The organism is Deltaproteobacteria bacterium, assembly GCA_016234845.1.
Lineage (GTDB): Bacteria > Desulfobacterota > Deferrimicrobia > Deferrimicrobiales > Deferrimicrobiaceae > JACRNP01.
In genome coordinates this window covers 1-13698 of record JACRNP010000206.1, presented here as the reverse complement: position 1 = coordinate 13698, position 13698 = coordinate 1, and the positions used below count along the sequence as shown (strand labels likewise).

General features: G+C 68.7%; 14 protein-coding genes. All 14 read left to right on the top strand.

Going from position 1 to position 13698, the window contains the following annotated elements:
• Window positions 1-364: 364 nt before the first annotated feature.
• The 14 genes from ccsA (at window position 365) to HZB86_12570 (ending at window position 13363) form a co-directional block, all read left to right on the top strand.
• Window positions 365-1138, top strand: coding sequence for a cytochrome c biogenesis protein CcsA (ccsA, locus tag HZB86_12635; GenBank protein MBI5906366.1), 774 nt, complete (start codon window positions 365-367; stop codon window positions 1136-1138).
• 7 nt (window positions 1139-1145) lie between these two features.
• Window positions 1146-1901, top strand: coding sequence for a cytochrome c biogenesis protein ResB (locus tag HZB86_12630; protein ID MBI5906365.1), 756 nt, complete (start codon window positions 1146-1148; stop codon window positions 1899-1901).
• Window positions 1879-2793 (top strand): LD-carboxypeptidase, encoded by a 915-nt coding sequence (locus HZB86_12625; protein MBI5906364.1) that lies wholly within the window; start codon window positions 1879-1881, stop codon window positions 2791-2793. The genes HZB86_12630 and HZB86_12625 overlap by 23 nt, the downstream gene beginning before the upstream one ends.
• On the top strand, window positions 2790-3914 hold the full coding sequence (locus tag HZB86_12620) for a beta-lactamase family protein (protein MBI5906363.1): 1125 nt from the start codon (window positions 2790-2792) through the stop codon (window positions 3912-3914). The genes HZB86_12625 and HZB86_12620 overlap by 4 nt, the downstream gene beginning before the upstream one ends.
• The gene (locus HZB86_12615; protein ID MBI5906362.1) at window positions 3915-5333 is read left to right on the top strand and encodes a hypothetical protein; all 1419 of its coding nucleotides are present in this window, start codon (window positions 3915-3917) and stop codon (window positions 5331-5333) included.
• 32 nt (window positions 5334-5365) lie between these two features.
• A complete protein-coding gene (locus HZB86_12610; protein ID MBI5906361.1) occupies window positions 5366-6994 on the top strand; it encodes a VCBS repeat-containing protein in 1629 nt (542 codons plus the stop codon).
• Window positions 6995-7257: 263 nt separating this feature from the next.
• Window positions 7258-8583: a hypothetical protein gene (locus tag HZB86_12605; protein MBI5906360.1), complete on the top strand. Its 1326-nt coding sequence runs from the start codon at window positions 7258-7260 to the stop codon at window positions 8581-8583.
• Window positions 8584-8706: 123 nt separating this feature from the next.
• Window positions 8707-10044: a signal recognition particle protein gene (gene ffh / locus HZB86_12600; protein MBI5906359.1), complete on the top strand. Its 1338-nt coding sequence runs from the start codon at window positions 8707-8709 to the stop codon at window positions 10042-10044.
• 99 nt (window positions 10045-10143) lie between these two features.
• Window positions 10144-10428 (top strand): 30S ribosomal protein S16, encoded by a 285-nt coding sequence (gene rpsP, locus HZB86_12595; GenBank protein MBI5906358.1) that lies wholly within the window; start codon window positions 10144-10146, stop codon window positions 10426-10428.
• A 219-nt stretch (window positions 10429-10647) separates the two neighbouring features.
• Window positions 10648-11160, top strand: coding sequence for a 16S rRNA processing protein RimM (gene rimM / locus HZB86_12590; GenBank protein ID MBI5906357.1), 513 nt, complete (start codon window positions 10648-10650; stop codon window positions 11158-11160).
• A 2-nt stretch (window positions 11161-11162) separates the two neighbouring features.
• A complete protein-coding gene (trmD, locus tag HZB86_12585) occupies window positions 11163-11867 on the top strand; it encodes a tRNA (guanosine(37)-N1)-methyltransferase TrmD (GenBank protein MBI5906356.1) in 705 nt (234 codons plus the stop codon).
• A 74-nt stretch (window positions 11868-11941) separates the two neighbouring features.
• Window positions 11942-12376, top strand: coding sequence for a 50S ribosomal protein L19 (rplS, locus tag HZB86_12580; protein MBI5906355.1), 435 nt, complete (start codon window positions 11942-11944; stop codon window positions 12374-12376).
• Between the two features lie 49 nt (window positions 12377-12425).
• Window positions 12426-12977: a ribonuclease HII gene (locus HZB86_12575; protein MBI5906354.1), complete on the top strand. Its 552-nt coding sequence runs from the start codon at window positions 12426-12428 to the stop codon at window positions 12975-12977.
• Complete coding sequence (locus tag HZB86_12570; protein MBI5906353.1) at window positions 12974-13363, top strand: YraN family protein; 390 nt, start codon at window positions 12974-12976, stop codon at window positions 13361-13363. Before HZB86_12575 ends, HZB86_12570 begins: the two co-directional genes overlap by 4 nt.
• Window positions 13364-13698: the final 335 nt, after the last annotated feature.

The window sequence follows — 13698 nt, the reverse complement described above, 5'->3', positions numbered from 1 at the left end:
GAGGTCGGTCCCCGGCGTCAGAGACGAACACAGCACGCGCCCCGGCTCCGACGACGCGTGGCCCGAAAGCCGCGCCGTGATCTTCCCCCACTCCAGCGCCGCCAGCGCCGCTTCCCACGCCGATCCGTTCAACGTACCGATTCCCCTTTCACCGCTTCGTTCCTCGCGGAGGGCTTCCTCTCGGGGACGTTCGCGATCTTCGCCCGCTCACTGCGGGTTCCTCTCGACGCAACCTCCGCCTCGCTCCACACGCCCCCTGCGAGGAACCCTCCGCTGTGTCACTCCGCGGGTGTGCGCGGATTCATTATATGCGGATCGTGGTAGCATGGTCGCGAATCCCCGGAACGGAGGCGTCGGCGGCCGCTTGGAAGGCGTTCACATCATCCTGTTCTGGCTCTCGCTCGCGGCGTACGGCGCGGAGGCCGGCTTCCGGTTCGGCGGCGTCGCCCCATCCTCCGCGTGGAGGACGCCGCTCTTCGCCGGCACGCTCCTGCACGCGGGATTCCTCGCGATCCGGTGGTTTCTATCGGGACACGCGCCGATGGCGGGGCTGTTCGAGTCGCTGACCGTCTTCTCCTTCTGCTGCGCCATCGCCGGCCTCCTCCTGTGCCGGTCGGCGGAGACCGCGGCCGCGTGGATGCCGCTGTCGGCGCTGGTGCTGCTTCCGCAGGCCGGGGCGGCGCTCCTCGACAAGCGGCTGACGCCACTGTATCCGGCGCTCGACACCCCGTGGTTCGCCACCCATGTCGGGCTCTCCTTCCTCGGCTACGGCTTCTTCGCCGCGGGGTTGTCGCTGGGAATCGTCTACCTGAAGAAGGGGGGCGAAGCGGTGTACCGCGCGGCGGGAAAATCCGCGCTCTACGGTTTCTCCGCGTTCTCGGCCGGGATGGTGTGCGGCGGCGTCTGGGCGTTCTACGCCTGGGGGTCGTACTGGATCTGGACGCCGAAGGAGATCTGGTCGGTGATCGTCTGGATCTACTTCGCCGCGCTCACGCACCTGAAATTCATCCCCGCACAGGCGGGGTGGCCGGGGTGGACGAAACGGCTCGAGATGGGCGCCACCGCGGCGGGGTACGGCGTCATGCTGTTCACGTTCCTCGGCGTGAGCCTGCTGCTGCGCAGCTCCCACTCCTTCTGATGCCCCGATGAAGGCGCTCTGGCGGTTCCTCACCTCCCTCAAGACGTGCTCCTGGGCAGCGCTGGCGTTCTGCGCCGCCGGGGCGGCCGGGTCCATCGTGATGGGCCGGTACCCCGAGCTGTTCGCCGACATGGACGCCCAGGTCTTCGCCGGCTGGTTCGAGCGGAAGGGGACGGCCGACCCCGGGCCGACGCTGTGGCTGTACGGACTGCTGGCGTCGACCGGGCTGCTCGCCGTGAACGCCGTCTGCTGCACGTTCGAGCGGCTGGTGCAGATCTTCCGGGGGACCGTCACCCTGAGGCGGCTCCTCCCCCACGTGATGCACGTCGCATTCCTCGGCGTCGTCCTCGCGCACCTGGCGAGCGCGCTCTACGGCGACCGGATCCCGGGCGTCGCCGTGCCGCAGGGCGGCTTCGCCCCGGTCGGGGACACGGGGTGGGTCCTGCGGCTGGACCGGTTCGACGCGGTGATGGCCCCGCAGGGGTACCCGAAGGAGTTCTCGGCCGCGGTGACCCTCTTCCGGAACACCACGCCGGTCGCCCGCGGCGTCATCCGGACGAACGAGCCGCTCTTCCACGACGGGTACGGGATCTACATCAAGAATTTCGGCTCCACCCCGTGGGGCGCCCCGTACGCGGTGTTCGACGCCAACCGCGACCCCGGCGCGGGGGCGATCCTCTTCGCCTCGCTGCTGTTCACCGCCGCCAATCTCCTGTACCTGCTCCCACCCCGGAGGCCCGATGCGGAAACCGCTTCCTCTTAAAAAAGGGGACGTCATCGCCGTCTGCGCCCCCGCCGGCCCGGTGGACCGCGGCCGGCTCGACCGGGGGATCGCCCGCCTCTCCGCGGCGGGGTTCGTCCCGGAGACCGCCGAGGGAGTGCTGGCGGCGGACGGGTACCTCGCGGGAACCGAGGCGCACCGGCTTCGCCAGCTCGAGTGGGCCCTGACCCTGCCCGAGGCGCGGGCCGTCATGGCGGCCCGGGGAGGGTACGGGACGACGCGGCTGCTGCCGCTGCTCGACTGGCGGACCGCGGCCCGTCGGCGAAAGCTGCTGGTGGGATTCAGCGACCTGACCGCGATTCTCGCCTACGTCTCCACGCGCCTGAAATTCCCTTGCGTTCACGGCCCCATGGCGGCGGCGGACCTCGCCCTGCGGTACGACGCGGGTGCACTCGACGCCTTCCGCCGACTCTCGGCCGGGGAGACATCCCCCCGGGAGCCGTGGGGAGAGACGATGGAGCGGGTCCGGGGCCGCGAGGCGGAAGGGGTGCTGACCGGAGGGTGCCTTTCCGTGCTCACCGCGCTCCTGTCCACGCCGCACGAGCCCGACTTCCGCGGCGCGCTCCTGTTCCTGGAGGACGTCGGGGAACCGTCGTACCGGATCGACCGGATGCTGACGCAGTGGATCCAGTCCGGGAAGCTGGCGAAGATCCGCGGGATCGTCGTCGGAAAGATGGCCCCCGCGCGGGGCGACACCACCGCGGGGATTCTCCGCGTCTTCCACGAGGCGGGGAAGCGGCTCTCCGTCCCGGTGTGGTACGGATTCCCGGCCGGCCACCACGGCAGGAACGTGGCGCTCCCCTTCGGCGTTCGGGCGCGCGTCGACGGGACGGGACGGCTCTTCCTCCTGGAATCCCCCGTGGAAACCGCGTGACGGGGAACGCGTCCGGGGGGGATCTCCGGTTCCGGGACGCCGCGGAGCTTCTCGACCGCGGCGCGGACGACGGGGCGTACTCCGCGGCGGTCCTGCTGGTCGGCCGGGGGGACGAGGTCCTCCTCGAGCGGTCCGCGGGGTACGCCCGCGCCGCGTCGCTCTTCGACGTCGCGTCGGTGACCAAGCCGCTGACCGCGGCGCTCTTCTTCGTCCTGTCGCAGGAGGGGAGCCTCTCCCCGGAAGGGCCGGCCGGGGAGATCCTGCCGTTCACCGCTCCCGATCCGCGGGTCGCGGAGATCCGGTTCTCCCACCTTCTCTCGCACGCATCGGGGCTGCCCGCCTGGCGTCCGCTGTACGAGAAGGTTCTCGAGGCGGAGACGGAGGCCGGGAGGACGCTCTTCGGCACGTCGGAGGGGCACGACCGGATCGTTTCGGAGATCCTGTCCATGCCGCTGTCCTACGCCCCGGGCAAGGCGTGGGAGTACAGCGACCTGGGGTACATCCTCCTCGGGCGGGCGATCGAGGTCGCCGGGTTCCACTCCCTGGACCGGCTCCTCGCGAGGCACGTGACCGGTCCCCTCGGGATGCGGGACACGTGCTATCTCCCGGTTTCCGCATTGAGCGAATGCGAGACCGGTCAGGTCGTCCCCACCGGGTATTCGGAGGTTCGGGGAAGGGAGAAGGCGGGCGAGGTGGACGACGAGAACGCGGCCGCCATGGGCGGCGTTGCGGGGCACGCGGGGGTGTTCTCGACCGCGCGCGACCTGTTTCTCTTCGCGCGGGAGCTCGGGCGCGCGCGACGGGGGGAGGGGCGGATCCTGTCCCGTCCGTCGGCGACGGCGATGACGACCCGCGTCCCCGCGCCCGCCGGGTGCCCGCGGACCCTGGGCCTCGACACCCCCACCCGCGCCGAGGGTGGAACGTCCCAGGCCGGGGAGCTGTACCCGGGGAACGTCGCGGGGCACCTGGGCTACACCGGCTGCTCCCTCTGGATCGACCTCGACCGGGAGATTTCCATCGTGCTGCTGACCAACCGCGTCGTGCACGGGAGCGATAATCGGAAGCTGGCCGCGCTGCGGCCCCGGATCCACGACGCCGTCTGGAGGAGGTTGGGACCTTAGATGAATGCGCACCTGATCGCGGCGTGCGGCGTGGGGATGGCGTCGCTGGCGGGGATGCTGAAGGAGCAGGGGTGGCGGGTCACCGGATCCGACGCGAACGTCTACCCTCCGATGAGCACGCAGCTCGAGACGATGGGCATACGGCTCTTCTCCCCGTACGCCGCGGAGAACATCCCCCCGGACGCGGAGCTCGTGGTGGTCGGGAACGCGGTGTCGCGGGGGAACCCGGAGGCGGAGGAGGCGGTCCGGCGGGGGGTCCGGACCCTCTCGATGCCCCAGGCGGTGGCGGAATATTTCATCGGCGGCCGCGAGTCGATCGTCGTGGCCGGAACGCACGGCAAGACGACCACGACGGCGCTCGCCGCGTGGTCCCTCTTCGCTCTCGGCGACGACCCGTCGTTCCTCGTGGGCGGAGTGCCGAAGAACTTTCCGGTCAGCTACCGGATCGGAGGCGGTCGGCGATTCGTCGTCGAGGGGGACGAGTACGACACCGCCTACTTCGACAAGGGGCCGAAGTTCCTCCACTACCGCCCGCGGACCGTCCTGCTGACCAGCATCGAATTCGACCACGCGGACATCTACCGGGACCTCGATCACGTCCGGGACTCCTTCCGCCGGCTTGCCGCGATCATCCCCCCGGACGGCCTCCTGGTCGCGTGCGCGGACTATCCGGACGTCGTCGCGGTCGCCCGTACGGCCCGATGCCCGGTGGCGTTCTACTCGACCACGGGAGATGCCCCGGTCGCGCCTCCGGGCGGCGAATCGTGGAGGGTGCGCGGCACCGGGGAGTCGGGAGGGATGACCGCGTTCCGCATGGATGGGCGCGGCCGCACGCTCGATTTCCGCTTCCCCCTGCCGGGGATCCACAACGGCGCCAACGCGGCCGGGGTCGCGGTCGCCCTGATGCGGTTGGGCTTCCCCCCCGGGGAGGTCGCCCGGACGTTCGAACGGTTCGAAGGGGTGCGCCGCCGGCAGGAGGTGGTGGGGGAGTTCCGCGGGGTGCTGGTGGTCGACGACTTCGCCCACCATCCGACGGCGGTCCGGGAGACGGTCCGGGCGGTCCGCGCGAGGTACCCCGGGCGCCGGATCGTTGCGGTTTTCGAACCCCGCTCGAATACCAGCCGGAGGAAGGTGTTCCAGCGGGAGTTCACCGCCGCGCTGTCGGAGGCCGACGAGGTGATCCTGGCGGGCGTGTTCGGGGCGGATAAGATCCCGGAAAACGAGCGGCTTTCGCCGGAGGAGGTGGCGGGGTCCCTGCGGGCGGCGGGGCGGCCCGCATCGGTCGTGCGGGAAGTGGACGGGATCGTCGCCCGGCTGGGGGACACGTGCCGCCCGGGGGACCTCGTTCTCGTCATGTCGAACGGCGGTTTCGGGGGAATACAGGAGAAGTTGAAAGCCGCTCTGTCGGCCGTAACTTGACGCCCGCCCACCCCTCTGTTACATTCCGGGGCATGCGCCCCATTCCTGGCCGCCGGGTCGGGCGCGCCGTCATCGGCGCGGCCCTCGTCCTATCGTGCGTTCTCGGTTCGGCCGCATCCGCCGCGGGGTACCCCCGGAGGATCGCGATCGCGCCGTTTTCCGTCCTGACGAAGGAGGACATCGGCGCCACGGTTTCGGTTCTCCCGAGGCTTCTCTCCTCCCGGTTGATGGCGCTCGCAGGCGCCGACGTCCTGGTCGTGCCTCCCGGAAAACCGCCGGAAGAGACGGCGAAGGAAGCGAAGTATCCGCTGCTCCTCCAGGGAACGGTGTCCAAGCTCGGCAAGGGGTACAGCGTCGACGCCACGGTCACCGACCTGTCCACCGGAGGGTCGGCGGGGGCGTTCTTCGCGGCGGCGGCGTCCGAAGACGAGATCATCCAGCAGCTGGGAGTCCTCTCCGGAGAAATCGCCGAGAAACTGTTCGGCGTCCAGGGGGCGATCCGCGCCACCGCGCCGCCCCCCCCGGCGTACGTGCAGGCTGCGCCGGGCGTCCAGTCGATCGGCGGCGCACCCTCCGCGGCGGTTCCCATGGCAGCGCCCCCCCCGGCGGCTCCGGCCCCGCAGACGCTCTCGGAGGGGTGGGTCCCGTCCTCCCTGAAGAAGACCGGACAGTCCGACAAGATCTCCGACGAGTTGTACGGCGTGGTCGCCGGGGACCAGGACGAGGAAGGGAACGGCGAGGTCGTCACCTGGGGCAGGAGCTCCATCTACGTCTACACGGTAAAGGGGAAGGAAATCGTGCCGTTCACCCGGATCGTCCGGGGAAGGGAGCACCATTTCCTGAACGTCGAATCGGTCGATCTGGACGGGGACGGAAAGAAGGACCTGGTCGTCACCGACCTCCAGGGGGACCGGCTGGTCTCTTTCCTGATGATGCGGAAGGGCGCCGGCTTCGTGGAGCAGCCGGGCGTCATCCCGTACCATCTCGCCGTCCTGCGGGGCTGGAACGGGAAGGACGTCGTCGCCGGGCAGCGTCACGGGCTGAACGAGCCGTTCCAGGGGAAGATCCACGCCATGAAATGGGACGGGAGGATGCTCTCGGAAGGGGAGAAGCTCCCCCTCGACACGAACATCCTTCCCCTTTCCACGGGCGGGGTCTACAGCCTGGCTCCGGTCCGCACGGGAAACGAGTGGGCGTGGCTGTACGTGGATTCCGACGAGCACCTCCGGATCCTCGACTCGAAGGGGAAAAGCGCCTACCGGTCCAAGGACAAGTTCGGCGCCGTGGCCGACGGATTCGAATACGCCGAAGTGAGTCGCCTGGAGGGACGGCGGCCGCTCTTCCCCCTCCGGCGCGCCCCGCGGGTGGTCGCGGGGGGGAGGGGAGACTCCTTCGTGGCGGTCACGGAGATCCGCAAGGGGGTCCTCCAGACGGCGGTGGGGACGATCGAGTCTTCCAGGATCGTGATCCTCCAGATGGAGGGGAGCGGGTTCGCGGAGCGCGCGGCGTCGCCGAGAAGCGACTTTTTCTACAGCGGGGTGGAGCTGCTTCCGGCGGGGGGGATCCGGCGCGGGAGCCGGGCGATCGCCTCGGTGATCGAACAGCCCGGATCGGCCTTTTCGGACCGGGTGAGCCGGCTGCATATGTTCCAGGTCGAATAGAACGGGAAACCGCGGGCCGGGGTGCCGTGAATTTCCTTGACACGACGCCGCCCGGGGTGATATTCAGTTCAAAAAAAAACGTGGTTTCCAAAACGGGGCCCGCGGGGAGGGCGCCCGAGGTCGACATACATAGGGAATGGAGCAACCAGATCGCGACGGGAGGAGGTGGTCGAGGGCGGCCGACGGTTTCGATGCAAGCAATGGTTCGTCTGCTTTCTTTTGGAGGGGAAGACAGGCAGTTTAAATTTTTCGAGGAGGGAAACATGCGGAAAGGCTTTCTGATCATGCTGGCGGTTGTGCTGGTCGCGGCGATGGCCGCGACGGCGATGGCGGACACCAACGTGGCCGGTTATTTCCGGGCCAAGGGACATGTCGGAAACTACGCGAATTACGGAACTCCCGTGATCGCGGCGGATCAGGCGACCGGTTCCTACGTCGAGCATCGCCTCCGCGCCAAGATCGGCGTCGGCGACGAGAACGTGCGGGCGTACTACTTCGCCGAGTTCGACCAGATGTGGGGGGACTCGACGGCCGGTGTCGCGAGAGGATCGGGCGGCGCCCTCGGCGGCGACTCCATCAACCTCGAGACGAAGAACATGTACGTCTGGTTCAAGCTCCCCAACACCTCCTTCGACTTCGCGGTGGGCCTCCAGTCCGTGTTCGACTCCTACGCGTGGATCCTCTTCGGAGCCGACATGTCGGGCGTGACCACGACGTTCAAGGTCGAACCCGCCACCTTCCGCGCGGGCGCCTACAAGTTCTTTGAAGGCGACGTCGCCGAAGCGGACGACGTGGACTTCTACATCGCCGAGGCGAAGCTGGCCCCGATGAAGGACGTCAAGGTCGGCCTGAACTTCTACTTCCTCCGTTCGGGCAGAGGCTCGATCGGCGCGGCGCCCGCCCTGGCCGCTGCGGACACCGGCTCGGTGAAGGTGTACACCCCCGGCATCGACTTCTCCGCCAAGGCCGGCCCGGCGAGCCTCACCGGCTTCGCCTTCTTCCAGACCGGCAAGGTCCAGAACATCGGCGCTGCGGACGTGGACATCAGCGCGTTCGCGGGCGACCTCCGCGCCGACCTGAACGTCGGCCCCGGCAAGGCGTTCGTCGAGGGTCTCTACATCAGCGGCGGCGACAACAACGCCGCGAAGTACAAGTCGATCGTGGGCGCGGCCGACTGGTCGGCCACGCAGGTGTTCTACAACCGCAGCGGGATGCAGATCCTCTTCCCGAACACGGACGCCATCAACACCGCCACCCCGCTGTCGATCAACTACAGCAACGGCGGACGCGGCCTCTACCACATCGCCGCCGGCTATTCGCAGAAGCTGGGCGACCGGATCTCCGGCAAGGTCGGCGCGGGCTACCTCTCCGCCACCAAGCTCCTCCTGGTCACCGATTCCACGAGGAAGGGCAAGGGGATGGGAACGGAAGTCAACGCGACCGTGGAGTACAACATCTCCAAGGGTCTGGACTTCGGAGTCTCCGGCGCCTATGCGTGGCTGGGCGACTTCTTCAAGAGCAACGTCGCGGGCGCGGTCGACCCGGACAACGCCTACGACCTGTACGCCAAGATCAACTACGCGTTCTAAGGTTCCAGCGGAACGGTAGCGGCACCGGAAAGAGCCCCCGGGGGAAACCCCGGGGGCTTTCCTTTTGATCCGGAATCCCCTATATTCGATGGTTCGTTCCAGCCGGATGGAGGGGTAAGGCGCGTGTTCGAAAACCTGTCGGACAAATTCCAGGGTGTGCTCCGGAAGCTGCGCGGGCACGGCCGCATCACCGAGGGGAACGTCGAGGGGGCGCTGAACGAGGTCCGCCTCGCCCTCCTGGAAGCCGACGTCAACTACAAGGTCGTGAAGGACTTCGTCGCGGCGGTCAAGGTCAAGGCGCTGGGGGCGGAGGTCCTGGCCTCGCTCTCCCCCGACCAGCACTTCATCAAGATCGTCCACGAAGAGATGTCGAAGATGATGGGGGAGCAGGCCCGGGAGCTTTCCCTGGACCGGAAGCCGCCCGTCGCGGTGATGCTGGTGGGGCTCCAGGGGTCGGGGAAAACCACGTCGTGCGGGAAGCTCGCGCTGCACCTGCAGAAGAGGAAGCGCACCCCGCTCCTGGTTCCGGCCGACGTCTACCGACCGGCCGCCATCGAGCAGTTGAAGGTCCTCGCGAGGCAGCTCGAGCTCCAGTCGTTCGATTCGCGCCCCGACGCCGACCCGGTGGACATCTGCCGGGAGGCGATGCGGTCGGCGGAGCTTGCCGGGCACGACACGGTCCTGCTCGACACGGCGGGGCGGCTCCACATCGACGCCCCGCTCATGGAGGAGCTTTCGAGGATCAAGGCGGCGGTCGACCCGGCGGAGATCCTGCTGGTGGCCGACGCGATGACCGGGCAGGACGCGGTGAACGTCGCCAAGGCGTTCCACGAGAAGCTCGGCCTGACCGGCGTGGTGCTGACGAAGATGGACGGCGACGCGCGCGGCGGGGCGGCGCTTTCCATCCGGGCGGTGACCGGGGCGCCGGTGAAGTTCGTCGGCGTCGGCGAGAAGCTCGACGCCCTGGAGCCGTTCCACCCCGACCGGATGGCGTCCCGCATCCTGGGGATGGGGGACATCCTCACCTTCGTCGAGAAGGCGCAGGAGCAGGTCGACGAGAAGCAGGCGAAGGAGCTGGAGCGCAAGCTCCGGAAGAACGAGTTCACCCTGGAGGATTTCCGCGACCAGCTCCTCAAGCTCCGCAAGATGGGGTCGATGGAGGATCTCCTCGGGATGATCCCCGGGATGGGCGGGAAGATGAAGCAGCTCCAGGGGGCGGCACCCGACGAGGCGGAGCTGAAGAAAGTGGTGGCGATCATCGACTCCATGACGGCGCGGGAGCGGCGCAACGCGAAGCTTCTGAACGGCAGCCGCCGGAAGCGGATCGCTGCCGGAAGCGGCACCACCGTGCAGGACGTGAACCGCCTGATGAAGAATTTCCAGCAGGCGGAGGAGATGATCAAGCGGTTCTCGAAGGGCGGCATGCGGGGAGCGGGGAGGAACCTCCCCTTCTTCAGATAACCGGCGGAGCCCCCGCTCCGAGGCGACGCAGCCGAAGCATTTGCGCCAGGTATTGTGGTACTGTAGCGAAATCCATTTTACCAGCAGGAGGAACGGTTCATGGCGGTGAAGATCCGGTTGTCGCGGACGGGGCGCAAGAAGATGGCCTACTACCGCGTGGTGGTGGCGGACTCGCAGATGCCCCGCGACGGGCGCTGCATCGCGTACGTCGGGACGTACGCCCCCCGGGAGAACCCGGCGAAGATCGTGATCGACGACGCGCTGACGCTCAAGTGGCTCGGGAAGGGCGCCCAGCCGACCGAGACGGTCAAGAGCCTTCTGAAGAAGTCGGGCACGTGGAAGAAGTTCCAGGCGGCCAAGGCGGCCAAACCCTCCACGGCTTAGTGCTCCCCGTCACATATACGGTAGCGTATCGGGGGGGACAGTACGTAAGGCGCACGCAATGGGAGGGTCCGGTGGAGTCGCCGCAGGAGGGGGGCGCAGTGAGGTAAGGCGCAGCCGTGCAGGTGCACCGCACGGCGAGCCACGAACGGAGCCCCCTCTCCGAGGCGACGCAGCCGAAAGGGGAATCCCGGCGTACTACCGGGCAGGAGTGCCCCCGCGATGAAGTATCTCGAAATCGGCCGTGTCATCGGCCTCCACGGGGTCCGCGGGAAGGTGAAGGTCGCCCCGCTCTCGGGGGACCCGTCCGGGGCGCTGGCCGCGAAGACGGTGCGGCTGACGGGCGTCCGGGGCACGGAGCCGGATGCGGTCGTGGAGTTCGATGTGGTCTCGGCGCACCGCGCGGGCGGATGCGCCGTTTTCGCGTTGAAGGGGGTCGATTCCCCCGAGGCGGCTGCGGCGCTGGTCGGTGGTCGCGTATCGATGCGGCGGGACGAACTGCCCCCCCTCCCCGAAGGGGAGTTCTACTGGACCGACGCGGTCGGGTGCGCCGTCGTGGATGCCGGAGGGCGCCCGCTGGGGGAAGTGACCGGAGTGATCCCGGGCCCGGCGCACGACTGGCTGGTGGTGCGCCGCGGAGTCGGGGAAGGGTACCTCCCGCTGGTCGCCGCCTTCGTCCGTACGGTCGACGTGGCGGCGGGCCGCATCGTGGCCGCGCCGCCGGAGGGGTGGTGACCTTGCGGATCGACGTTCTGACGCTGTTTCCGGGGATGTTCGAGGGACCGCTGTCCCACAGCATCCTGGCGAAGGCGCGCGAGGCGGGGCTGCTGGCGGTCGAGACGCAAGATCTTCGTTCGTACGCCGAGGGGAAGCACCGGGTGACCGACGAACCCCCCTTCGGCGGCGGCGGCGGGATGGTCATGAAGCCGGAACCGATCTTCGCCGGGGTGGAGGCCTTGTTCGCCGCCCACGGCCCGGGAAGGGTCATCCTCCTGTCGCCGGCCGGAAAGCTCCTGTCTCCCGAAGTGGCCGAACGGCTATCGAAAGAGACGCACCTCGTCCTCATCTGCGGCCGGTACGAGGGGGTGGACCAGAGGGTCGCGGACCACCTGGCGGACGAGGAGATATCGATCGGCGACTACGTGCTGTCGGGAGGCGAACTGCCCGCGATGGTGCTGATCGACGCCGTCGCCCGCTTCCTTCCCGGGGTGCTGGGCGATCCGGACGCTCCGCGAAACGATTCGTTTTCCGGCGGCGTCCTGGAGGCCCCCCATTACACCCGCCCGCGGGAGTTCCGGGGGTGGGCGGTCCCCGACGTGCTGCTCTCCGGGGACCACGGGGCGGTAGCGGAGTGGCGGAGGCGGGAAGGGGAGCGGCGGACCGCCGCGACGCGCCCGGATCTTCTGAAGAAAAATTTGACAGACGGGCCGGGGATGGAATAGATTATTGGGTCTTGTTTCCCCCCGGAAACCGCAACTTCTTTCTTAGTCGGTCTTACGAAGGAAAGGACACGGTCATGACGCTCCTCCAGGACGTGCAGGAAACGCAGCTCCGAAAGGACCTCCCGAAGTTCAACGTCGGGGACACCGTCCGGGTGTACTCGCGGATCAAGGAGGGCGAAAAGGAGCGGGTCCAGTATTTCGAGGGGATCGTCATCGGTTTCCATCGGAAGGGGGTCTCGACCACCTTCAAGGTGCGCAAGGAGTCGTACGGCGTGGGCGTCGAGAGGACCTACCCGATCCACTCCCCCCTCCTCGAGAAGATCGAGGTGAAGAAGAAGGGGGACGTCCGCCGGGCGAAGCTCTTCTACCTGCGCGGCGTCTCCGGCAAGAAGGCGCGCATCCGCGAGAAGAAGGACTGGCTCTCCAGGAAGGGCGTCGTCGTCCCGTCGGAGGGGCAGCCGGAGGGGCCCGCGGTCGAGGCCCCCGCGGCGGAGTCTCCGAAAGAGTAGCGCCGTTCCGTTGGACGGCTTCGAGGCGCTGGCGCGGGGCAAGGGATACATGGCCCCCGCGGGCGTCGACGAAGCCGGCAGGGGCCCGCTGGCGGGTCCGGTGGTCGCCGCCGCCGTCATCCTGCCCCCCGGGTACGCCCACCCCGGCATCCGGGATTCGAAGAAACTCTCCCCCGCGAAGCGCGAAAAGCTGTACCCCCTCATCCGCCGCGACGCGGTCGCGTGCGCCGTCGCGCGCGCCACCCACGATGAGATCGACGCGGTGAACATCCTGCGCGCCTCGTTGCTCGCGATGCGGCGGGCGGTCGAGGCGCTCTCCGTCCCCGCGGACTTCCTCCTGATCGACGGCATCCACCGGGTCCCTTGCGGCGTCCCGCAGGAGACGCTCGCGGGCGGGGACGACCGTTGTCTGTCCATCGCCGCCGCGTCCATCCTGGCGAAGGTCGAGAGGGACCGGATGATGGAGGAGTACGAGCGGCTCTACCCCGGGTACGGCTTCTCCGCGCATAAAGGGTACCCGACGCGGGACCACCTGGCGGCGATCCGCCGCATGGGGCCGTCCCCCATCCACCGGATGACGTTCCGCGGGGTGGTGGTCTGACCGCACCGCCCGAGCGGCGCGCGGGGAGCGGAGGGGAGGCCGAAGCCGCCGCCTGCCGGTTCCTCGAGCGCGCGGGGTTCGCGATCGCGGCGAGGAACTGGCGGGTGAAGGGTGGCGAGGCCGACATCGTCGCCCGGAAGGGGGACCTTCTCGTCTTCGTGGAGGTCCGTTCCCGGGAGGACGCCTCCTTCGGGGCGCCGGAGGAGTCGATCGACCTCGCCAAGCGCCGCCGGATCGTGCGCGCCGCCCGCGACTATCTGTCTACCGTATCTCCGGCGACCTGGCGCGAGGCCCGCTTCGACGTCATCGCCATCGAAGGGCGGGGCGAACACGCGGTCCTGCGCCACTACCCCGGCGCCTTCGACGCGAAAGGGAAGATTCTTTAAAGCCACCGGGCGGAGGACGTAGCCGGAGGTCGCTACTACGCAGGGGGCTCCCCGTTCGCATGCGCCGACAGGCTCCCCGTCTCCGAACAGCGAACGTGGTATGCGCTACTCTCCCCGCCCTTCGGCCAGCCTTCTCGCCCATAACACATCTTTGCCGTAAATAGTGCTGATTCTCCGCCGGTTCCGCGCTGTCGGCTCCGCTCAGGGGACCCCCTGCTCCGTACGCTCCCGGTTACGGTGCGGAGTGACGCAGCGGGGGGTTCCTCGTAGGGGGCGTATGGAGCGAGGCGGAAATTGCGTCGAGCGGAATCCGCAGTGAGCGGGCGAAGATCGCG

What these genes read in the sequence shown, in the direction of transcription:
- HZB86_12610 (MBI5906361.1), top strand. Translation starts at nt 5,366, where the DNA reads ATGCGCCCCATTCCTGGCCGCCGGGTCGGGCGCGCCGTCATCGGCGCG.
- HZB86_12630 (MBI5906365.1), top strand. Translation starts at nt 1,146, where the DNA reads ATGAAGGCGCTCTGGCGGTTCCTCACCTCCCTCAAGACGTGCTCCTGG.
- rplS (MBI5906355.1), top strand. Translation starts at nt 11,942, where the DNA reads ATGACGCTCCTCCAGGACGTGCAGGAAACGCAGCTCCGAAAGGACCTC.
- HZB86_12625 (MBI5906364.1), top strand. Translation starts at nt 1,879, where the DNA reads ATGCGGAAACCGCTTCCTCTTAAAAAAGGGGACGTCATCGCCGTCTGC.
- HZB86_12575 (MBI5906354.1), top strand. Translation starts at nt 12,426, where the DNA reads ATGGCCCCCGCGGGCGTCGACGAAGCCGGCAGGGGCCCGCTGGCGGGT.
- HZB86_12615 (MBI5906362.1), top strand. Translation starts at nt 3,915, where the DNA reads ATGAATGCGCACCTGATCGCGGCGTGCGGCGTGGGGATGGCGTCGCTG.
- rimM (MBI5906357.1), top strand. Translation starts at nt 10,648, where the DNA reads ATGAAGTATCTCGAAATCGGCCGTGTCATCGGCCTCCACGGGGTCCGC.
- rpsP (MBI5906358.1), top strand. Translation starts at nt 10,144, where the DNA reads ATGGCGGTGAAGATCCGGTTGTCGCGGACGGGGCGCAAGAAGATGGCC.
- HZB86_12605 (MBI5906360.1), top strand. Translation starts at nt 7,258, where the DNA reads ATGCGGAAAGGCTTTCTGATCATGCTGGCGGTTGTGCTGGTCGCGGCG.